The 20,678-nt window shown below is 73.0% G+C and carries 19 protein-coding genes; 4 read left to right on the top strand and 15 right to left on the bottom strand.

Features of this window, described 5'->3' with window-relative positions; all coding sequences use genetic code 11:
- The first annotated feature begins 24 nt into the window (after window positions 1–24).
- Window positions 25–3,054: an NACHT domain-containing protein gene (locus tag ACZ67M_RS23360; protein WP_469852559.1), complete on the top strand. Its 3,030-nt coding sequence runs from the start codon at window positions 25–27 to the stop codon at window positions 3,052–3,054.
- A 76-nt stretch (window positions 3,055–3,130) separates the two neighbouring features.
- On the opposite strand, the gene ACZ67M_RS23355 is transcribed toward ACZ67M_RS23360, so the two are convergent.
- Window positions 3,131–5,656 carry an ATP-dependent Clp protease ATP-binding subunit gene (locus ACZ67M_RS23355; RefSeq protein ID WP_122616868.1) on the bottom strand — a complete coding sequence of 842 codons (2,526 nt, stop codon included), beginning with the start codon at window positions 5,654–5,656 and terminating at the stop codon, window positions 3,131–3,133.
- A gap of 430 nt (window positions 5,657–6,086) precedes the next feature.
- Here ACZ67M_RS23355 and ACZ67M_RS23350 point away from each other — a divergent pair, with 430 nt between their 5' ends.
- The gene (locus ACZ67M_RS23350; RefSeq protein WP_385803377.1) at window positions 6,087–6,746 is read left to right on the top strand and encodes an SCO3374 family protein; all 660 of its coding nucleotides are present in this window, start codon (window positions 6,087–6,089) and stop codon (window positions 6,744–6,746) included.
- A gap of 44 nt (window positions 6,747–6,790) precedes the next feature.
- Here the strand turns inward: ACZ67M_RS23350 and ACZ67M_RS23345 are convergent, their stop codons facing one another.
- The 10 genes from ACZ67M_RS23345 to ACZ67M_RS23300 all read right to left on the bottom strand — a co-directional run bounded on the left by ACZ67M_RS23345 (window position 6,791) and on the right by ACZ67M_RS23300 (window position 14,960).
- Window positions 6,791–7,126 (bottom strand): histone-like nucleoid-structuring protein Lsr2, encoded by a 336-nt coding sequence (locus tag ACZ67M_RS23345; RefSeq protein WP_064729127.1) that lies wholly within the window; start codon window positions 7,124–7,126, stop codon window positions 6,791–6,793.
- Between the two features lie 205 nt (window positions 7,127–7,331).
- Entirely contained in the window at window positions 7,332–7,841 is a 510-nt protein-coding gene (locus ACZ67M_RS23340; protein ID WP_122616866.1) for an amino-acid N-acetyltransferase, read from the bottom strand.
- Window positions 7,842–7,850: 9 nt separating this feature from the next.
- Entirely contained in the window at window positions 7,851–8,249 is a 399-nt protein-coding gene (locus tag ACZ67M_RS23335) for a BlaI/MecI/CopY family transcriptional regulator (RefSeq protein WP_122616865.1), read from the bottom strand.
- 133 nt (window positions 8,250–8,382) lie between these two features.
- The gene (locus tag ACZ67M_RS23330; protein WP_122616864.1) at window positions 8,383–8,562 is read right to left on the bottom strand and encodes a hypothetical protein; all 180 of its coding nucleotides are present in this window, start codon (window positions 8,560–8,562) and stop codon (window positions 8,383–8,385) included.
- A gap of 23 nt (window positions 8,563–8,585) precedes the next feature.
- Window positions 8,586–9,188 (bottom strand): hypothetical protein, encoded by a 603-nt coding sequence (locus tag ACZ67M_RS23325; RefSeq protein WP_361361959.1) that lies wholly within the window; start codon window positions 9,186–9,188, stop codon window positions 8,586–8,588.
- A gap of 89 nt (window positions 9,189–9,277) precedes the next feature.
- Window positions 9,278–10,075 (bottom strand): type III pantothenate kinase, encoded by a 798-nt coding sequence (locus ACZ67M_RS23320; RefSeq protein ID WP_122616862.1) that lies wholly within the window; start codon window positions 10,073–10,075, stop codon window positions 9,278–9,280.
- A gap of 4 nt (window positions 10,076–10,079) precedes the next feature.
- Window positions 10,080–11,060: a carboxylating nicotinate-nucleotide diphosphorylase gene (nadC, locus tag ACZ67M_RS23315; RefSeq protein ID WP_361361957.1), complete on the bottom strand. Its 981-nt coding sequence runs from the start codon at window positions 11,058–11,060 to the stop codon at window positions 10,080–10,082.
- A 5-nt stretch (window positions 11,061–11,065) separates the two neighbouring features.
- Window positions 11,066–12,799: an L-aspartate oxidase gene (locus ACZ67M_RS23310; protein WP_385799674.1), complete on the bottom strand. Its 1,734-nt coding sequence runs from the start codon at window positions 12,797–12,799 to the stop codon at window positions 11,066–11,068.
- Window positions 12,796–13,797, bottom strand: coding sequence for a pantoate--beta-alanine ligase (gene panC / locus ACZ67M_RS23305; protein ID WP_469852557.1), 1,002 nt, complete (start codon window positions 13,795–13,797; stop codon window positions 12,796–12,798). The genes ACZ67M_RS23310 and panC overlap by 4 nt, the downstream gene beginning before the upstream one ends.
- Entirely contained in the window at window positions 13,794–14,960 is a 1,167-nt protein-coding gene (locus ACZ67M_RS23300; RefSeq protein ID WP_469852555.1) for a Rossmann-like and DUF2520 domain-containing protein, read from the bottom strand. Before ACZ67M_RS23300 ends, panC begins: the two co-directional genes overlap by 4 nt.
- Window positions 14,961–15,095: 135 nt before the next feature.
- On the opposite strand from ACZ67M_RS23300, the gene ACZ67M_RS23295 reads away from it, so the two are divergent.
- A complete protein-coding gene (locus ACZ67M_RS23295) occupies window positions 15,096–16,283 on the top strand; it encodes a threonine aldolase family protein (protein ID WP_392100266.1) in 1,188 nt (395 codons plus the stop codon).
- A 105-nt stretch (window positions 16,284–16,388) separates the two neighbouring features.
- Here ACZ67M_RS23295 and ACZ67M_RS23290 read toward each other — a convergent pair whose 3' ends face one another.
- On the bottom strand, window positions 16,389–16,604 hold the full coding sequence (locus tag ACZ67M_RS23290; protein ID WP_361361947.1) for a hypothetical protein: 216 nt from the start codon (window positions 16,602–16,604) through the stop codon (window positions 16,389–16,391).
- Window positions 16,605–16,772: 168 nt separating this feature from the next.
- Here ACZ67M_RS23290 and ACZ67M_RS23285 point away from each other — a divergent pair, with 168 nt between their 5' ends.
- Entirely contained in the window at window positions 16,773–17,879 is a 1,107-nt protein-coding gene (locus ACZ67M_RS23285; protein ID WP_385799665.1) for a DUF5937 family protein, read from the top strand.
- Window positions 17,880–17,938: 59 nt separating this feature from the next.
- Here the strand turns inward: ACZ67M_RS23285 and ACZ67M_RS23280 are convergent, their stop codons facing one another.
- The 3 genes from ACZ67M_RS23280 to ACZ67M_RS23270 are packed head-to-tail and all read right to left on the bottom strand — an operon-like array spanning window position 17,939 to window position 20,576.
- The gene (locus ACZ67M_RS23280; RefSeq protein WP_392100264.1) at window positions 17,939–18,589 is read right to left on the bottom strand and encodes an ATP-binding protein; all 651 of its coding nucleotides are present in this window, start codon (window positions 18,587–18,589) and stop codon (window positions 17,939–17,941) included.
- Window positions 18,590–18,642: 53 nt separating this feature from the next.
- Entirely contained in the window at window positions 18,643–19,317 is a 675-nt protein-coding gene (locus ACZ67M_RS23275) for a response regulator (RefSeq protein ID WP_122616854.1), read from the bottom strand.
- Between the two features lie 53 nt (window positions 19,318–19,370).
- The gene (locus ACZ67M_RS23270) at window positions 19,371–20,576 is read right to left on the bottom strand and encodes a sensor histidine kinase (protein ID WP_125494603.1); all 1,206 of its coding nucleotides are present in this window, start codon (window positions 20,574–20,576) and stop codon (window positions 19,371–19,373) included.
- Window positions 20,577–20,678 lie beyond the last annotated feature (102 nt).

Genomic DNA, 20,678 nt, shown 5'->3' with positions numbered 1-20,678 from the left:
GTCGACCGACCAGGGGAGCCGCAGGTGGAACCGACCGTACTCGGCGGGAAGCTGGCGTCCAGCCTGGTCGCCCCGCTGGTGAAGAAGCTCTTCGTGACCGGCGGCCCCGGCGCCGCACTGGTCGACCGGCCGGTCCGGCTGACCCGCCTGGTGTCCTTCAGGGGCGAACAGCGCACCCTCGGCGAGAAGGAGGTGCGCGCTCTCGCAGGGCGGCTGGTCGGCGACGCCCTGGACTCCCCGGGCGAACGCCCCTTCCCGCGCGACGAGGAGACGGCCGTCGCCGAAGCCCTGGCCGCGCGGCTGCTGGCCCTCGGCGACCTGGACATGGACGACGTCCAGGCGGTGCGGCTGGGGCACCGGGACCTGGCCGCCCGGCTGCGGACCGCCGCCGGGCCCTGGGACGGCCTCTCCGCCGACGCGGGCCACTTCCTCGACTCGGCGACGGAATGGGCCTGCCTGCACATCCTGGAGTTCTTCACCCGGCGCTCCACGTTCGTCGCCCGGACACTGGTGGAGCAGACCCGCGGCCAGGCGGAGCTGATCGCCAAGGTCGACGAGCTGATCACCCGCGTCCCGCGCCCGGACGCCCGGGACACGGGGTTCGAGCGCCGGTACCTGCCGTACGCGGCCGAGCAGTACAACCACATCACCATCTACGGCATCGACCTGCGCGACTCCCCCGACAGGTGGCCGCTGGAGGTCGCCTACCTGAGCCTGGAGGCCACCGGCGACGAGGAGCGCACCGCCCTGCCGGGCGAGCGCGCCGAACCGGAGCACACCGTCCGCCTCGCCGCCGAGCACGCCCTGCGCGCCCACGACCGCGTGCTGCTGCGCGGCGACGCCGGCTCCGGCAAGACGACCCTGGTGCAGTGGCTGGCGGTCACCGCCGCCCGGGACGGCGACCGGGTCCCGTACGTCCTGCCGCTGCGCACCCTCGTCCGGGCGGGCACGCTCCCGGCGCCCACCGCCTTCCTCACGGCCGTGGGATGCCCGCTCACCCCACCCGAGGGCTGGGCCGAGCGGGTGCTGACGGCCGGCCGGGGCCTGGTCCTCGTCGACGGCCTGGACGAGATCCCGGCCGCCGAACGGCACCGCACCCGCGACTGGCTCCTCGCCCTGATCCGCGCCTACCCCGGCAACCGCTGGCTGCTCACCTCCCGCCCCAGCGCCGTACGCCCCGACTGGCTGGCCGGCGAGGGCTTCCGGGAACTGGCCCTGACCCCGATGCGCCGGGCCGACGTCACGACCTTCGTGCGCCGCTGGCACACGGCCGCGCGCGCCCCCGAGTACGAGGCCCTGCTGCTCGACTCCCTGCACACCAAGCGCGACCTGGCCCGACTCGCCACCAACCCCCTGATGTGCGGCCTGATCTGCGCCCTGCACCGGGAGCGGCGGGGCTATCTCCCCACCGGCCGCAAGGAGTTGTACGACGCCGCCCTCACCATGCTGCTCGCCCGGCGGGACCGGGAGCGGGGCATGGAGGCCGTGGACCTGGGCGAGGAGGCCCAACTGGAACTGCTCCAGCGGCTCGCGTACGCGCTGGTGCTGAGCGGGCGCACGGAGATGGACGTCGCGACGGCCGAGTCCCTCGTGGAGCGCGCGCTGCCGTCGGTCGCCTCGGCGGCGGGACAGGGCGACGCCGCGACGGTCCTGCGGGAACTGCTGCTCCGCAGCGGGCTGCTCCGCCGTCCCACCGAGGGCACCCTGGACTTCGTCCACCGCACCTTCCAGGACTACCTGGGCGCCCGGTACGCGGTCGAGGAGGGCCACCTGGACGTCATCGCGGGCCACGCGGCCGACCCCCACTGGGAGGACGTGATCCGCATGGCGGTGGCCCACGCCCGCCCCGGTGAGCGGGCGGTCCTGCTGCGCCGGCTGCTCGCGGCGGACACCCCGCGCCTCACGCTGCTGGCCCTTGCCTGCCTGGAGTACGCCACCGCACTGGACCCGACGGTGCGCGCGGAGGTGGAGGCCCGGGCGGGGGCGCTGATCCCGCCGGGTTCGACGGAGGACGCGAAGGCCCTCGCGGAGGCGGGTCCGCTGGTGCTGGAGCTGCTGCCGGGCCCGGAGGGGCTGTCGGACGCGGAGGCGCACGGGGTGGCGGTGACGGCCTCGCTGCTGGCGGCGCACGAGCCGGCCGGCGCCCTGGCGGTGCTGCGCAGGTTCCGGGGCCACCCCTCACTCGACGTGCGGCGGCAGCTGGTGGGGACCTGGGACCGCTTCGAGCCCCGGGAGTACGCGACGGAGGTGCTGGACCACCTGGACCGGACGGCCCTCTTCCTGACCTGCCGGACCAAGGCCCAGCGCGAGGCGCTGCCCGCGATGGGACCGTGGACCCACCTCACGTTCCTCGGGGACCACCCGATGACCGGGATCACCGACTGCGTGACGGAGCCGGGGGCGGTCGAGGAGCTACAGCTCGTCAACAACACCGAGGTGACCGAGCTGGGTGACCTGTCGGTCTTCGCGTCCCTGCGGCTCCTGCTCGTCGACTGCCGGTCGGTCCGGGACCTGGGACCGCTCACGGCGCTGTCCCTCACGGCCCTGCTGATCAGCCGGACCGCCGCCGATCCCACCGGCCTCTCGGACCTGGCCTCGATCACCCATCTGACCGTGGCGCACCGGCTCCCCGGCACGCGGCTGACGGACTCCCTCCCCGCCGCCGCGCCCCTGCGGTACCTCTACCTCGGCGAGGACGCCGTCGCCGGCACCGGTCTTCGGGGTCTCTCCCACTGGGAGACGCTGGAGGCCCTGTACCTGACCCCCAGCACGCGCCTCACCGACGAGGACTGGGCGGAGGTCCGGCGGCTGCCGCGGCTCGGCATCCTGTACCTGCACAGCTCCCTGTTCCCGGACAGCATCGGGACGATGCCCACGCTCCCGGGCGTCGACGACCTCAACCTCATCGCCCTGGACGGGGGCGAGGACGTCTCGCTCCTCGCGCCCCGCCTCCCCGACGTGCGTACGGTCGCCTTCCAGGCCGCCCCCGGCGCCCGGCTCGACGGCGACCGCCTCGCCGCGCTCTTCCCCGGCGCCGAGGTGACCCTGGGGTGAGGACACCGGCGTGACGAAAGGGGCTGCCCGGGACCGAAGTCCCGGGCAGCCCCTTTCTCGGCTCACCCCCGGAGGGCTACGCCTCCTTGCTCAGGTTCGGCCCCGCGCCGCCGGCCGCCTGCTCGATCGGCGGGACGTCGGGCAGTGCCGACTTCTCCTCGCCGCGGAACGTGAAGGTCTGGGACTCGCCCTCGCCCTCCGTGTCCACGACCACGATGTGGCCCGGGCGCAGCTCGCCGAAGAGGATCTTCTCCGACAGCGTGTCCTCGACCTCACGCTGGATCGTGCGACGCAGCGGACGCGCGCCCAGCACCGGGTCGTAGCCCTTCTTGGACAGCAGCTCCTTGGCGGACTGGGACAGCTCGATGCCCATGTCCCGGTCCTTGAGGCGCTCGTCGACCTTGCCGATCATCAGGTCGACGATCCGCAGGATGTCGTCCTGGCTGAGCTGCGGGAAGACGACCACGTCGTCGACGCGGTTGAGGAACTCGGGCCGGAAGTGCTGCTTCAGCTCGTCCTGGACCTTGTTCTTCATGCGCTCGTAGTTGGTCTTCTTGTCACCCGCGGCGGCGAAGCCGAGGTTGAAGCCCTTGGAGATGTCCCGCGTGCCGAGGTTGGTCGTCATGATGATGACCGTGTTCTTGAAGTCCACGACCCGGCCCTGGGAGTCGGTCAGGCGACCGTCCTCCAGGATCTGAAGCAGCGAGTTGAAGATGTCCGGGTGGGCCTTCTCGACCTCGTCGAAGAGGACGACGGAGAACGGCTTGCGGCGGACCTTCTCGGTCAGCTGGCCGCCCTCTTCGTAGCCCACGTAACCGGGGGGCGAACCGAAGAGACGCGACACCGTGTGCTTCTCGCTGAACTCCGACATGTCGAGGGAGATCAGCGCGTCCTCGTCGCCGAAGAGGAACTCCGCGAGCGCCTTGGACAGCTCGGTCTTACCGACACCGGACGGACCGGCGAAGATGAACGAGCCACCCGGACGCTTCGGGTCCTTCAGGCCGGCACGGGTACGGCGGATCGCCTTGGACAGCGCCTTGACGGCGTCGACCTGGCCGATGACCCGCTTGTGGAGCTCGTCCTCCATGCGCAGCAGGCGCGAGGACTCCTCCTCCGTGAGCTTGAAGACCGGGATGCCGGTGGCGGTCGCGAGGACCTCGGCGATCAGCTCGCCGTCGACCTCGGCGACGACGTCCATGTCGCCGGCCTTCCACTCCTTCTCGCGCTTGGCCTTCGCGGCGAGGAGCTGCTTCTCCTTGTCGCGCAGGGACGCGGCCTTCTCGAAGTCCTGCGAGTCGATCGCGGACTCCTTGTCGCGGCGGACGCCGGCGATCTTCTCGTCGAACTCGCGCAGGTCCGGCGGCGCGGTCATCCGGCGGATGCGCATCCGGGAGCCGGCCTCGTCGATCAGGTCGATCGCCTTGTCCGGCAGGAAGCGGTCCGAGATGTAGCGGTCGGCGAGCGTGGCCGCCTGCACCAGGGCCTCGTCCGTGATCGAGACGCGGTGGTGCGCCTCGTACCGGTCACGGAGACCCTTGAGGATCTCGATCGTGTGCGGCAGCGACGGCTCCGCGACCTGGATGGGCTGGAAGCGGCGCTCCAGGGCCGCGTCCTTCTCCAGGTGCTTGCGGTACTCGTCCAGCGTGGTCGCACCGATGGTCTGAAGCTCACCGCGGGCCAGCATCGGCTTCAGGATCGACGCGGCGTCGATGGCGCCCTCGGCGGCACCCGCACCGACCAGCGTGTGCAGCTCGTCGATGAACAGGATGATGTCGCCGCGCGTGCGGATCTCCTTGAGCACCTTCTTCAGGCGCTCCTCGAAGTCACCGCGGTAGCGGGAGCCGGCGACCAGGGCGCCGAGGTCCAGGGTGTAGAGGTGCTTGTCCTTGAGGGTCTCGGGCACCTCGCCCTTGACGATGGCCTGCGCGAGGCCCTCGACGACGGCGGTCTTGCCGACGCCGGGCTCACCGATGAGCACCGGGTTGTTCTTGGTGCGGCGGGACAGCACCTGCATGACCCGCTCGATCTCCTTCTCGCGCCCGATGACCGGGTCGAGCTTGGACTCACGAGCGGCCTGGGTGAGGTTCCGGCCGAACTGGTCGAGGACCAGGGACGTGGAGGGCGTGCCCTCCGCAGGACCGCCGGCGGTGGCGGTCTCCTTGCCCTGGTAACCGGAGAGCAGCTGGATGACCTGCTGCCGCACCCGGTTGAGGTCGGCGCCCAGCTTGACCAGGACCTGGGCGGCGACGCCCTCGCCCTCACGGATCAGGCCGAGCAGGATGTGCTCCGTGCCGATGTAGTTGTGACCCAGCTGGAGGGCCTCGCGGAGCGACAGCTCCAGGACCTTCTTGGCACGGGGGGTGAAGGGAATGTGACCCGACGGGGCCTGCTGGCCCTGCCCGATGATCTCCTCCACCTGCTGGCGGACCGCCTCGAGCGAAATCCCGAGGCTCTCAAGGGCCTTGGCGGCGACACCCTCACCCTCGTGGATCAGGCCCAGGAGGATGTGCTCGGTGCCGATGTAGTTGTGGTTGAGCATCCGGGCTTCTTCCTGAGCCAGGACGACAACCCGCCGCGCGCGGTCGGTGAACCTCTCGAACATCGTTAATCGCTCCTCAGAGCGGTCAGGCAGTAAGGGGAACTTCCCCTCCCTGTCCTTCCGCAGCTTAGTCCCGCAAGCGGGGACCGCTCATTCCAACTGCCGACACCGTCGATGGCCTCCTGACCCCTGACGCCGACATCTGCCACAACCCGATGGTGCGAGACGATGTTCCCGCAGGCCAGGCACTTACCCCACTCGCCAGTACGCCGATGGCGAACGCGAGACGGCCCGATCTGCGTGTCGCCCCCTCCCACTAGGGATGTCTTACCCGCGGGGACTGACACTCCATGCCGCGTGCACCGGTTCCCTCCGCTACGGGCGAACAACCTCGCACCTCCCCGCACCCCCGCACGCCCCCACCGCCGACACTCTGAGCGACATTTTCGGCACCCAGCGTAACTCCGGCAAGCTTTCGACTGTTGCGCTTGGCATGGTTGGCGCCCTGCCCCCGGTACCCGTCGTCCCTCCGGCCGCTCCCGGCCCTCTGGTCCCACCGGCCCCTCCGGCTCCCGCCGCCGTGCCGCCGCCGCGCCGGTCGCTCGAGGCGGGCGGCGCGCGGTGGGCAGGGGTCCGGTGGGAAGGGGTGCGGTCCTGGTACGAGGACGTGCTCGGGTGGCCGACGGTGCCCGGAGTTCCGCCCCGGCTGCGCGTGGGCGTCCGCTTCGACGTCCTGGACGTCCCCGCCGAGGCCGGTCGCGCGGCGCTGGAGCGGCTCGGACCGACGGGCCCGGTGGCGGTCCGGGGCGAGCGGATGCTGCTGCTCGTGGCGGCGGGCGGCGCCGAGGAGGTGCCGGGGCTGCTGGAGTGGCTGGAGTGGGGCTCGCTGCCGCTCGGTCTGACCGCGGTGGGCACGGGAGCCCTCATGGACGCGCCCCTCGCGCCCGCCACCGGGCCGGGGTCCGGCCGTGACGGGCCGCGGGGGGCCGCCTTCTGGCTGCGGACCCCGGAGCCCGGGTGCGAGGTGGAGGCCTCGCTGCCGACGCTGTCGGTCCTCGGGGGCACCGGAAGCGCCCCGGATCTCGCACGGCTCGTCGGCACTCTGGCTACGCAGTGCCACCGGGTCCGGCTCGGCGCCGGGCGCGGCCGGTGACCGTGACGCGGGCGATGACGCGGGCGGCGTCGCGGGCCGGGTGATCAGCCGTTGGCCTTCTCGTACGCCTCGCGGATGATCGCGGGAACACGGCCGCGGTCGTTGACCTCGTAACCGTTCTCCTTCGCCCAGGCGCGGATCGCCGCGGTGTCCTGGCTGCCACCGGAAGAGGCGCGCGCCTTGCCGCGACCGCCCGAGGCACGGCCCCCGGTACGGCGGCCACCCTTGACGTAGGCGTCGAGAAGACCGCGGAGCTTGTCCGCGTTGGCGGTGGTGAGATCGATCTCGTACGTCTTGCCGTCGAGTGCGAACGTCACGGTCTCGTCTGCCTCGCCGCCGTCGAGGTCATCGACAAGAAGGACCTGAACCTTCTGTGCCACCGGATTTCCTTTCATCGATAACGTGAGGGCCGGAGGTCCGTCGGCGTCCGCCGTATCGCCGTCCCTTGTTATATGCAGTACTGCACTACGCCGGAAAGCAAACCGCTTTTGCCGGAAAAACACAAACCCCCGACGGAGACCGGCAGCCCGACTCCGGGCCGGAAACATACGCGATTCGGACATAGGGTCTTGACCTGTCCGGCGATCACAGATGCAGAAGCATCCGACTGTTACCCAAGGTGTTCGGTTTCACTCGTTCGAGACCGAGGAACTCCGCAACGCCCTCGTCATAGGAACGCAGCAGCTCCGCGTAGACATCGGTGTCGACCGGCGTCTCCCCGATCTCCACGAAGCCGTGCTTCACGAAGAAGTCCACTTCGAAGGTCAGACAGAAAACGCGGCGAACACCGAGCCAGCGCGCCGTGTCCAGCAACTTCTCCAGCAAGTGATGTCCCACGCCGGCCCCCTTGAGGCCCGGCTTCACCGCGAGAGTGCGCACTTCCGCGAGGTCTTCCCACATCACGTGCAGGGCACCGCAGCCGACCACCTCGGCGTTGTCGTCCCGTTCCGCGACCCAGAACTCCTGGATGCTCTCGTAAAGCGTCACCATCGCTTTGTCGAGCAGGATACGGTCGCGGACGTACGCGTCGAGGAGCCGGCGTACGTCCGGGACATCCCTGGTACGGGCCCGCCGGACGGTGATGGCATTTGACATGTGGGGACGCTATCGCTCGCCGCCGTCCGGTACCGAGCCGGGGTTGGGCGCGGGGGTTTCAGGTCCCTGCACGATGCGGATGGCGTCTCTGAGGGCCTGCCGCTGTTCCTCGCTCATCATGCCGAAGAAGGCGATGAGGGCGGCTGCGGGGTTGTCGCTCTGCGACCACGCGTCGTTCATCAGCGCGGCGGCGTAGGCGGCCCGGGTGGAGACCGCCTCATATCGATAGGCCCGGCCTTCCGACTCGCGGCGGACCCAGCCCTTCTGATGGAGATTGTCCAAAACGGTCATCACGGTGGTGTACGCGATGGACCGTTCCTGTTGGAGGTCTTCCAGGACTTCTCGAACGGTCACGGGGCGGTTCCACTTCCACACCCTCGTCATGACCGCGTCTTCGAGTTCTCCCAATGGGCGAGGCACGCTCCGAACGATAGTGGGAGATCTCGCCGATCGCGTGCCGGACGTGCGGTTTTGCTGGCAAACGGGCGTGGAAAGGGCGTACGGCTCCCAGCATCGTGCGGGAGCCGTACGCGCGGTGAGGTCAGCCTTCGGCGTGGGAGGACTGCTGCCGGGCGCCCTCCGCCCGGGCGAGGGCGGCGTCCACGGCCGCGTCCTCCTTGGCCTTGGCGGCGCCGCCCTGGGTCTTCACGATCACCCGGATCAGGCCGATGAAGAACACGGCCATGACGGCCGGGGGCAGGAGCGCGGAGACGTAGTCCATGGATCCAGGGTAGCCAGGGGGTGTCAGCCGGCCGCGAGGTGGTGCCGTGAGCCGGGGGCGGGCGGGGCCGGCTTGCGGCGGGGGAAGACCTCGCCGGGGGTCGGGACGGGGCGTTTCGGGGTGGCGGGGGCCGGCGCCGGCCGGGGGGCCGGCTTCTGGGCGGGCTTCTGGGCGGGCTTGTCGGGCTGCTGGCCGCCGGGGAGGGCGTGCAGATGGGTGCGGGCGGCGGGGAGCCTGACGGTGGGGGCGGCGGGGGGCGCCGGGGGTGCGCAGCGGGTCAGCAGCGCGGCCGCGGCGGGGTTGCCGCGCAGGGCGCCGAGGGCGGCGAGGTCGTCCGCGTGGGGGCGGTGGCCGGCGCCCAGGGCCTCGTCCAGCAGTGCGAGGTAGCCGCCGGCGGTGCCGGGGAGGGCGGCACGGTACCGGGCGAGGTCGGCCACCAGGAAGGCGCGTAGCCGGGCGCTCTCCCGCATCGCCTCGTCGAGCGACTCTGCGAGGCGGAGGCAGTCCTGGGCCTCCTCCGCCGAGACGGGACTGGGGTTCAGGGCACGGGCGAGAGCGCGCCGGAGCACACACAGCTCCTGAGCACCGAACGCCATGCCGCCGCGGGTTCCGTAGGGCGTGGGCATGCGGTGACGATACGCGCTAATCAGACAAACTCGGCATAGGGGACGGGTGTGGCGCGGCGGGATGCCCGCCGCGCCACACCCGGGGCCCGCTAAAGGCGGGACACGTTGCGTTCGTACACCAGGCGGAGGCCGATCAGGGTCAGCCAGGGCTCGTGCTCGTCGATGACCGTGGCCTCGCCCAGCACCATCGGCGCCAGTCCGCCGGTCGCGATGACCGTGACGTCCTCGGGGTCGTCGGCCAGTTCGCGGGCCATGCGGTTGACGACGCCGTCCACCTGTCCCGCGAAGCCGTAGACGATGCCCGACTGCATCGCCTCCACCGTGTTCTTGCCGATCACACTGCGCGGGCGGGCCACCTCGATCTTGCGGAGCTGGGCGCCCTTCACGCCGAGCGCCTCGACCGAGATCTCGATGCCGGGGGCGATGACCCCGCCGACGTACTCGCCGCGCGCGCTGACCGCGTCGAACGTCGTCGCCGTGCCGAAGTCCACGACGACCGCGGGGCCGCCGTACAGCTCGACGGCCGCGACGGCGTTGATGATGCGGTCGGCGCCGACCTCCTTGGGGTGGTCGGTGAGGATGGGGACGCCGGTCTTCACACCCGGTTCGACCAGGACCGCGGGGACGTCGCCGTAGTAGCGGCGGGTGACCTCGCGCAGTTCGTGCAGGACCGAGGGGACCGTCGCGCAGATGGCGATGCCGTCGATGCCGTCGCCCAGCTCGTCGCCGAGGAGCGGGTGCATGCCCATCAGGCCCTGGAGGAGGACCGCCAGCTCGTCGGCCGTGCGGCGCGAGTCCGTGGAGATGCGCCAGTGCTCGACGATGTCCTCGCCGTCGAAGAGGCCCAGGACGGTGTGCGTGTTGCCTACGTCGATCGTCAGCAGCATGGCCCTACTCCGCCGCTCGCAGGTCCAGGCCGATGTCCAGGATCGGGGAGCTGTGGGTGAGGGCGCCCACGGCCAGGTAGTCGACGCCCGTGTCGGCGTACGCCTTGGCGTTGGTGAGGGTCAGGCGGCCCGAGGCCTCCAGGGCCGCTCGGCCGGCCACCAGGGCGACCGCCTCCTCGCACTCGGACGGGGTGAAGTTGTCCAGCAGGATCAGGTCGGCGCCCGCGTCCAGCACCTCGCGGAGCTGGTGCAGGGTGTCGACCTCGACCTCGATGGGGACCTCGGGGAAGCGTTCGCGGACGGCCTGGAAGGCCTGCGCGACGCCGCCCGCGGCCACCACGTGGTTGTCCTTGACCAGGGCCGCGTCCGACAGGGACATGCGGTGGTTGACGCCGCCGCCGCAGCGGACGGCGAACTTCTCGAGGCCGCGCAGGCCGGGCGTCGTCTTGCGGGTGTCGCGGACCGCGGCCTTCGTGCCGTCCAGCGCGTCCGCCCACGCGCGCGTGGCCGTCGCGATGCCCGACATGCGGCACAGGAGGTTCAGCGCGCTGCGTTCGGCGGTGAGGATGTCGCGGGTGCGGGTGGTGACGGAGAGGAGCTTCTGGCCGGGCTCCACGCGGTCGCCGTCCTCGACGTGGCGTTCCACCTCGAACTCGTCCGTGCAGACGACCGAGAGGACCGCCTCGGCGACCCTGAGGCCCGCCACCGTGCCCGCCTCCCGCGCGGTGAAGTCGCCGGTGGCCACGGCCTCCTCGGGGATGGTCGCGACCGTCGTCACGTCCACGCCGCCCGCCAGGTCCTCCTGGACGGCGAGGTTCGCGATGTCCTCGACCTCCACCGGGTCCAGTCCGGAGTCGAGCAGGAGCGCCGCGAGAGCGGGGTCGAGGCCGCACTCCAGGTACGCGTCTTCGTCGGTTTCCGCGCCGCAGGCGCAGCCGTCGCCGCAGCCTCCGGACGAGGCGAGGGGAAGGTCGGGGGTGTTCACTGCTCTCACTGCTCCTGGGGACGCTGCGTCGGCCGGCGGCCGTGGACGGTCGGGGGGAATTCTGGCGTGTCCGTGGTGTGCACGGCGAGGGTGCGGTCCGGGTTCAGGCGTACGACGATGTGGCGGGCCCAGTCGGTGTCGTCGCGGTCCGGGTGGTCCTCGCGCCAGTGGCAGCCGCGCGTCTCCTCGCGCCGGGCCGCGGCGGCCACCAGGACGCGGGCCACGCACATGAGGTTGGTGGCCTCCCAGGTGTCGACGCCGGGCTCGGACGTCTTGCCGTGGTCCCGCAGGGCCTCGCGGGCCTCGGTGTGCAGGTGGTGCAGCCGGTCGGCGGCCCGGGTGAGGGAGTCCGCCGAGCGCAGGACGCCCGCGCCCTCGGTCATGATCCGCTGGATGGCGAGGCGGGACTCCGGGGGGAGCAGGGGGTGCGCCGGGTGGGCGGGGTGCGGGAGCGGGGCGGGCACGCGCGCGTGGAGGGCGTCGTCCGCGTGGCCCGCCGCGATGTCGGCCGCGATGCGCTCGGCGTAGACCAGCCCTTCGAGGAGGGAGTTGGAGGCGAGGCGGTTGGCGCCGTGCACGCCGGTGCAGGCGACCTCGCCGCACGCGTACAGGCCGGGGACCGTGGTGCGGCCCGCGGCGTCGGTGCGGACGCCGCCGGAGGCGTAGTGGGCGGCCGGGGCGACCGGGATCGGCTCGGTGACCGGATCGATGCCGTGCGACCGGCAGGCGGCGAGGATCGTGGGGAAGCGGCTCTCCCACATGTCCGCGCCGAAGTGCCGCGCGTCCAGGTACATGTGCTCGGCGTCGCGCTCCAGCATGCGGCGCAGGATGCCCTTGGCGACGATGTCCCGGGGTGCGAGTTCCGCGAGTTCGTGCTGCCCCTCCATGAAGCGCACGCCGTCCGCGTCCACCAGGTGGGCGCCCTCACCGCGTACCGCCTCCGAGACCAGGGGCTGCTGGCCCTCCGCGTCCGGGCCGAGGAAGAGGACCGTGGGGTGGAACTGGACGAATTCGAGGTCGCTCACCTCGGCGCCCGCGCGGAGGGCGAGCGCGACGCCGTCGCCGGTCGAGACGGACGGGTTGGTCGTCGCCGAGAAGACCTGGCCCATGCCGCCGGTCGCCAGGACCACCGCGGGGGCGTGCACGGCCCCCACGCCGTCGTGCTGGCCCTCGCCCATCACGTGCAGGGTCACGCCCGCGGTGCGGCCCTCGGCGTCCGTGAGGAGGTCGAGCACCAGGGCGTTCTCCACGGTGCGCAGTCCACGCGCGCGTACCGCCTCGACCAGGGCGCGGGAGATCTCCGCGCCGGTGGCGTCGCCGCCGGCGTGCGCGATGCGGCGGCGGTGGTGGCCGCCCTCGCGGGTGAGGGCCAGGCCGCCCTCGGTGGACTCGTCGAAGTGCGCGCCGGTCTCGATGAGGCGGCGTACGGCGTCGGGGCCCTCGGTGACCAGGATGCGGACCGCCTCCGGGTCGCACAGCCCCGCCCCGGCGACCAGGGTGTCGTCCAGGTGCTGCTCGGGGGTGTCGCCCTCGCCGAGGGCCGCGGCGATGCCGCCCTGGGCCCAGCGGGTGGAGCCGTCGTCGAGGCGGGCCTTGGTGACCACCACCGTGCGCAGTCCCGCCGCCTCGCAGCGCAGGGCCGCGGTGAGGCCCGCGACGCCGGAGCCGACGACCACCACGTCCGCGTCGAGGGCCCAGCCGGGCGCGGGGGCGTGCAGACGTATGCCTGTGCTGGTCACGAGGCGGCTCCGAAGGTGAGGGGGACGTTGTCGATCAGCCGGGTCGCGCCGACCCGGGCGGCGACGGCGAGGACGGCCTCGCCGGTGTGGTCGTCGTCGATCTCGGTGAAGTCGGCGGGGTCGACGAGGGCGAGGTAGTCCAGCTCCAGCGGCGGGGTGGCGCGGGCGGCGTCGTCCAGGACCAGGCGGGCGGCGGCCCGGACGGCCGTGGCGCTGCCCGGGGCGGACGTGGCGACGGCGTGGGCGTCGGCCGCCGCGCGGGACTCGCCCAGGGCGCTGAGGGCCTCGGCGCGGGCCTGGGTGGCCGGGACCTCGCGGGCACGCGCGCACAGCGCCTCCTGGGCGGCGTGCCGGTCCAGGCCCGCGAAGAGCGCCTGGGAGAGCGCGAGGGCCGTGCAGCGCTCCGGGACGGAGAGGTAGCGGTTGCGGCTGGACAGGGCCAGGCCGTCCTCCTCGCGCACCGTGGGGACGCCGATGACCTCCACGCCGAAGTTGAGGTCGCGGACCATGCGGCGGATCAGCGCGAGCTGCTGGGCGTCCTTCTGGCCGTAGAGGGCCAGGTCCGGGCGGGTGAGGTGGAGGAGCTTGGCGACGACGGTGAGCATGCCGTCGAAGTGGCCGGGGCGGGAGGCGCCCTCCAGGCGTTCGCCCATCGGGCCCGCGGCGACGCGCACCTGGGGTTCGCCGCCGGGGTAGACCTCGTCGACGGAGGGGGCGAAGACGGCGTCCGCGCCCGCACGCGCGGCGATCTCCAGGTCGGCGTCCAGGGTGCGCGGGTAGCGGTCGAGGTCCTCGTCCGCGCCGAACTGGAGCGGGTTGACGAAGACGGTGGCGACGACCTCGCCGTCCGGGCCGACCAGGTCGCGCGCCGCGCGGATCAGGGTGGCGTGGCCCTCGTGCAGGGCGCCCATGGTCATCACGACGGCCCGGCGGCCGCGCCGCACCCGCGCGTGGAGTTCGTCGGCGGTGCGCAGGAGGACGGGCGGGGTGGTGGTCATCGGGCGTCTCCCTCGGGGCCGGTGGGGCCCTCGTCGGGGCCGGTGGTTCCGTCGGGGCGGCCAGGCTCGGTGGGTCCGTCGGGGCCTGTGGGTCCCTCTCGGCCGTCGGAGCCGACGGGTCCCTCACGGCCGTCGGAGGCTGTGGGTCCCTGTCGGCCGTCGGAGGCTGTGGGTCCCTCTCGGCCGTCGGAGCCGACGGGTCCCCCGGACCGGTCAGGGCCGGTCGTGCCGGTCGGTCCCGCGGGGCCACTCGGGCCCGGCCTTCCTTCGGCGAGTACCCCGAGCAGGTCCTCGGCCAGTTCGGCCTTCAGGAGCCCGTGGGCCAGCGCGCGGTCCGCCGTCGCGCGGGCCATCGCCAGGTAGCCGGCCACGGCCTGCGGCGCGTGCTCGCGCAGCTCCACGATGTGCGCGGCGACCGTGCCCGCGTCCCCGCGCGCGACGGGGCCGGTGAGGGCCGCGTCACCGGAGCGCAGGGCGTTGTCGAGGGAGGCGCCCAGCAGGGGGCCGAGCATCCGGTCGGGGGCCGCCACGCCGGCCGTGCGCAGCAGCTCCATGGACTGGGCGACCAGGGTGACCAGGTGGTTGGCGCCCAGGGCGAGCGCCGCGTGGTAGAGCGGGCGCCGGTCCTCGGCGATCCACTCCGGCTCGCCGCCCATCTCGATGACCAGGGCCTCGGCGGCCAGCCGCAGCTCCTCGGGAGCGGTGACGCCGAAGGAGCAGCCGGCCAGCCGCTGGACGTCCACGGGAGTGCCGGTGAAGGTCATCGCCGGATGCAGGGCGAGCGGCAGGGCGCCGGCCCGCAGCGCGGGGTCGAGGACCCGAGCGCCGTACCGGCCGGAGGTGTGCACCAGGAGCTGGCCGGGCCGCACGGCACCGGTCTCGGCGAGGCCGCTCACCAGGCCCGGCAGGGCGTCGTCGGGGACGGTCAGCAGGACCAGTTCGGCGCGCTGAAGCACCTCGGCGGGCGCCATGAGGGGCACGTCGGGCAGGAGTGCGGCGGCGCGCCGCCTGGAGGCGTCGGAGACCCCGGAGACGGCCACCGGGCGGTGCCCGGCGAGCTGGAGGGACGCGGCCAGCGCGGGGCCCACGCGTCCGGCGCCGACAACGCCTACGGTGAGCCGCGCGGGGCGGTCCCTGGGGTCTGGCTGTGGGGTTGTGTTCACGCGACGACGGCCTTCCCGTTCCAGTCCGCTCGGGGTACCGGACGATTTCTCGTCATGTTAACGCGATTGGTTCGGGGGGCGTTCGGTTGTCCACAGGCTGTGGGTTTCCGCCCCCGCACCCGGCATGATCCCGGCATGACTGACACCGTGGAGGAAAGTGGCGGACCGGCCGGGCGGGAGGCGCCCCCGGCGGAGCGGAACCGGCGGACGCGGGAGCGGCGGCTCGCCGTCCAGCGGGCCGCCCGCCGGGTGCTGAACCGCCCCGGCCACCTGTACACCGTCCGCGAACGGCTGGCGCTGCTCGACGACGTCGAGGACCTCTACGACCTGGACGAGCCGGTGGACATGTACGGCAACGGCGTCGTCGAGGCCCTGGAGGAGCGGACCGCCCTGCTGCTCGGCGTCGAGGCCGCCGCGTTCTTCCCGACGGGCACGATGGCCCAGCAGGTGGCCCTGCGCTGCTGGGCCGGCCGCACCGGCGACCCGACGGTCGCCCTGCACGGGCTCAGCCATCCCGAGGTGCACGAGCGGAATGCCTTCAGCCGGGTCAGCGGGCTGCGACCGGTGCGGGTGACCAGTGAACCCCGGCTGCCGACCGCTGCGGAGGTGCGCGACTTCGAGGAGCCCTTCGGGGCGCTGATGCTGGAGCTGCCCCTGAGGGACGCCGGTTACGTGCTGCCCACCTGGGAGGAGCTGACCGAGGTCGTCGCCGCGGCGCGGGAGCGGGACGCGGTGGTCCACTTCGACGGCGCCCGGCTGTGGGAGACCACCGTGCACTTCGGCCGGCCCCTGGCGGAGATCGCGGGCCTCGCGGACAGCGTCTACGTGTCGTTCTACAAGTCGCTCGGCGGCTTCGGCGGCGCCGCGCTCGCCGGTCCGCGCACGCTGGTGGAGGAGGCGCGCGCCTGGCGGCACCGCTACGGCGGCGCCCTGTTCCAGCAGTTCCCCACCGCCCTGTCGGCGCTGGCGGGACTGGAGCGGACGCTGCCGCGACTGCCCGAACAGGTCGCGCACGCGCGCGTGGTGGCCGCCGCGCTGCGCGAGGGGTTCGCGGCGGCCGGTGTCCCCTGGGCGCGCGTGACGCCCGAGGTTCCGCACACCCACGAGTTCCGGGTCTGGCTGCCGTACGACGCCGAAGTCCTGGGCGAGGCCGCGCTCCGGCAGGGCGAGGAGACCGGCGTCCTGCTGTTCGCCGGGGCCTGGAACCCCGCAGGGCCCGGGATCTCCGTCGCGGAGGTCGGCGTGGGGGCGGCCGGCCTGGAGTGGACGCCCGACGACGTGCGGGCGGCGGTCGCGGACTTCGTGGCCGGGCTGGAGGAGTGAGCGGCGGACCGCGTCGGCCCGGGACACCCGGCACCACCCGCGCGGGGCACGCCTCGAACGGCCGCTCACCTCGCGGCCGGACCGCGCGACCGGGCGGCGGCCGGGTCAGCCCAGGGCGCGCGGCCGCCGGGACCACCACCCGCGCAGCGCGCGCCGCAGGCGGCCGTGGGCGGGGCGGCCGGCGAGCACGGCCCGGAACCGGCGGCGTTCGCGCCACTCGCGCACGACCTGCGCGTCGTGGGTGCCGGGCGCGGGCGGGGCGGGCTCGCCGAGCTGCCGGGCGCGGTAGGTGTCGAGGAGGTACTGCTGCGTGATGCTCATGGCGGATCGCCTTCTCCCGGATACGGGTCGGAGACATTGCGGTGGGGAGGGGCTCCGCGGCTGCCCCGGTGACCCCAGCCTGCTCCGGTCCCGCCCCGCCGTCGCGCCGATTGACGACCGCGGTCAATCGGCGCCGGCGTTGTCGGTGGCGGCGTGCACCATGGAGGCATGAGCGTGCGCATCGACATCGCGGGGCTGCGGCCGGAGAGGGTCGCCGTCGTGCCCTCCCCCCTGGCCGAGCTGGGCATGGCGCTGCACGCGCTGTCCGAGCCGGGGCACCACCCCGGTCTGCAGGGCTGGGCGACGGGCGTGACCGCCCGGCTCGACTCGCATCTGGCCGACCGGATGTGCGAGGCGGACTTCCTGTGGCGGACCACCTTCTCGGACCTGTTCATGCCGTTCGCCGGGGTGCCGGGCCGCAGCACGCTGCCCGGCGCCACCCTCGCCGAGGACCTCGACCTGCTGGACAAGCTGTCCGACGAGCAGTTCGTGGACGCGGCCCTGGAGTTCACCTGCGCGCTGCCGTACAGCACCGGCGGGGTCTCCGCGCTCGCCAGCGCCGAGGTGCGCCGGCGCGCCCTGGACCTGGCCGCCGCGCGGGGCCCGCAGCAGCTGCGTTTCAGCGAGCGGCTGCTGGTCGACCCGCCCCGGATCCGGGACTGGCTGCGGCAGTTCGCGCACGACTGCGACGAGGCGTTCTTCGCGGAGGCCTGGTCCCGGCTGCGCCACCAGCTCGCGGCGGACGCCCGGCTGAAGACGGACCTGCTGCGCCGCAAGGGCCTCGCCGAGGCGCTGGCCGCCGTCTCCACGGCGGTGACGCTCGACGAGGGCGCCGCGCGGATCACGGTCGACAAGCTGGGCGACGGCCGCTCCGCGACGGCGGACGGCGGCCTGCTGCTCGTCCCGACCAGCCTGGGCTGGCCGCACCTGATGGTCCTGCACCGGCACGGCTGGCAGCCGGTGCTGCACTACCCGGTCGGCTCCCCGGAGATGGCCTCGCCGCCCTCGGTCGAGCAGCTCACGCTGCGGATGACCGCGCTGTCCCACCCCGTCCGGATGCGGATCTGCCGGTTTCTGGCCCGCAGTGAGTACACCACCGGCGAGCTGGCGCAGATGCACGGCATGACGGCCCCCGAGATATCCCGGCACCTGGGCGTGCTGAAGAAGGCGGGGCTGATCACCACCCGCCGCCGCGGCCGGTACGTGCTGCACCAGCTGGACGTGACGGTGGTGGCCCGGCTGGGCAGCGACTTCCTGGAGGGGATACTCCGGTAGCCCGGCGCCGGGCGGTGCGCGGCGATGTGCGGGCGGTGCACGGGTGGTGCGCGCGCCGGTCAGTCGGCCCGGATGTGCCGGATCCCGACGCCCGCCTGCCTGATCCGGGTGCGCAGCGCGCCCTCGTTGTTGGGCCTCAGGGTGAGTCCCGCCAGCACGGCGATCCGGTCGGCGGTCTTCGGGACGGTCGTGTGGTCCGTCCACAGGTGCTCGGCGAACTCCGGCTCGGCCAGCCGCTCCAGGCAGTGGTCGAGCTGCCCCTCGGCCCAGGTGTCGCGACCCGGCCCGGGACGCTTCCCACGGGCGTACCCGGCGTACCTGACGTACCCGATCAGGTGGCCGAGGCCGCGCTCGCGCAGCCGCCGCAGCACCGTCTCGCGCTCGGCGAGGAGGGTGAAGTGGCGTACGTCGTGGCCCAGTTCGCCCAGGCGGCCCACGGTCTCGGCGAAGTACCCGGAGTCGGTGACCGTCATCGGCGCGATCACCACCCCGTCGTGCTTCGTCAGCGCCAGGTCGAGGACCTCGACCACGCCCTGCCGCCAGGAGGCCAAGTCCTGGAAGTCTCCGCGCAGTTCGGGCGGCAGCGTGCGGCGCAGCCCGAAGCCCACGTGCTCGGGGTCGCAGACGACGCTGCCCGACAACCGCCGCCGTATCTCGAAAGCGGTCTGTGTCTTGCCGCCCCCGAAGGGGCCGTTGATCCACAGGAGCATGCGCAGACCCTACCGACGCGGGCGCACCGGCGGAGCCCCGTGCGCCGGTCCGATCAGCCCTGTCCCCCGCCGGCCCGCACCAGCCCGGTCTCGTAGGCGAGCACCACGACCTGGACCCGGTCGCGCAGATTCAGCTTGGTCAGGATGCGGCCCACGTGCGTCTTCACGGTCGCCTCCGACAGCACGAGGCGCGCCGCGATCTCCCCGTTGGACATGCCCTGCGCGACCAGCACCATGACCTCGCGCTCCCGGTCGGTGAGCCGGTGGAGCTCCTTGTGCCGGGGCTCCTGGCCGGTGGCCGGCAGCATCGGCGCGAACCGGTCGAGGAGCCGGCGGGTGGTGGAGGGGGCGACGACGGCGTCGCCGCTGTGCACGGAGCGGATGGCGGCGAGCAGTTCGCCGGGCGGCACGTCCTTGAGCATGAAGCCGGAGGCGCCCGCCTTCAGCGCCGAGAAGGCGTACTCGTCGAGGTCGAAGGTGGTCAGGATCAGCACCTTGGGCGCGTCGGGGTCCACGCAGATCCGGGCGGTGGTCTCCACGCCGTCGAGCTTCGGCATCCGGACGTCCATGAGGACGACGTCCACGGCGGTCGAGCGCAGCACCTGGAGGGCCTCGACGCCGTCGCCCGCCTCCGCGACGACCTCCATGTCCGGCTGGGCCGCCAGCACCATCCGGAACCCGGTGCGCAGCAGCACCTGGTCGTCGACGAGCATTACGCGGATCGCCATCGGGGCCTCTTCCTTACAGGTGTCAACGCGGTACGTGCGTGCGGGGGCGGTCGTCAGTGTGCGGGTTTGAGCGGCAGCAGCGCACTGATGCGGAATCCTCCGCCCGGACGCGGTCCCGCGTCCAGGGTCCCGCCGACCATGCCGATCCGCTCGCGCATCCCGATCAGACCGTGGCCCTGGCCGTCGAAGCCGCCCTCCTCGTACAGCTCGTGCGGGGCGCCCTTGCCGTCGTCCTCGATGAGCAGCCCGAGTCCGTCGTCGAAGTAGACCAGGCGCACGCTCGCGCCCGCGTTGGGCCCGCCGTGCTTGCGCGTGTTGGTCAGCGCCTCCTGCACGATGCGGTACGCGGTCAGCTCGACGCCGCTGGGCAGCTGGCGCGGGGTGCCCTCGACCTTGAAGTCGACCGGCAGTCCGGAGGTCCGGCAGTGCTCCACGAGGTCCTCGATCTGCTGGACGTCGGGCTGCGGGACGTACTCGCCGGCCTCCTGGTGCTCGCCGGTGCGCAGCACGCCGAGCAGGCGGCGCATCTCGGCGAGCGCCTGGCGGCCGGTGGAGGAGATGGTCTCCAGGGCCTTCTTCGCCTGGTCGGGGGCCGCGTCCAGGACGTAGGCGGCGCCGTCGGCCTGGACGACCATGACGGACACGTTGTGCGCGACGACGTCGTGCAGCTCGCGGGCGATCCGGGCGCGTTCGGCGGCGACGGCGACCTTGGCCTGCGCCTCGCGCTCCTTCTCCAGCCGGGCGGCCCGCTCCTCCAGCTGCGCGAAGTAGGCGCGGCGGGTGCGGATGGAGTCGCCGAGCACCCAGGCGAGCGCGAAGGGCACCGCCTGGAAGACCGTTATGGCGATGTTGCTCCCTATCCCCAGCTCGTCGTCGGCCCAGCGCAGCTGGGCGAAGGGCGCGGCGCACAGCCCCACGGCGAGAGCGGTGCGGGAGGCCCAGCGGGCGCCGGTCGCGGCGACCGTGTAGACGATCACGAGGAAGGCGAAGTCGGACGGCATCGTGGAGACGTCCAGCGCCAGCTGCCCCACGCCGAGTGCGACGGCGAGCAGCAGCATCTTCTCCGGCATCCGCTGGCGCAGCGCGATCACGACGCTCAGCAGCACGGCGAAGGGGACGATCAGCGCCATCAGGTGCGTGCCCTCGTCCGAAGTCCCCGGGCCCGACACGGACACCAGGGAGACCCCGAGGACGACGAGGGCCCAGAAACTGTCGACCCCTGTCGGGTGTCGGCGGAGGAAATCGTAGAGGCGCTGCACGTAACCCAGCGTAGGGAAGCGGAATAGGTGCAGGGGTCAACCGGAGGGTCGATCCGTATCCGCCGCGCATACTCCGCAAGGTGGAGGCCCCGCTCTCCTGTG

The sequence above is a fragment of the Streptomyces sp. NPDC107500 genome (assembly GCF_055582785.1).
Note: the sequence above shows the minus strand (reverse complement) of the source record. Positions and strands in the feature narration are given on the sequence as shown.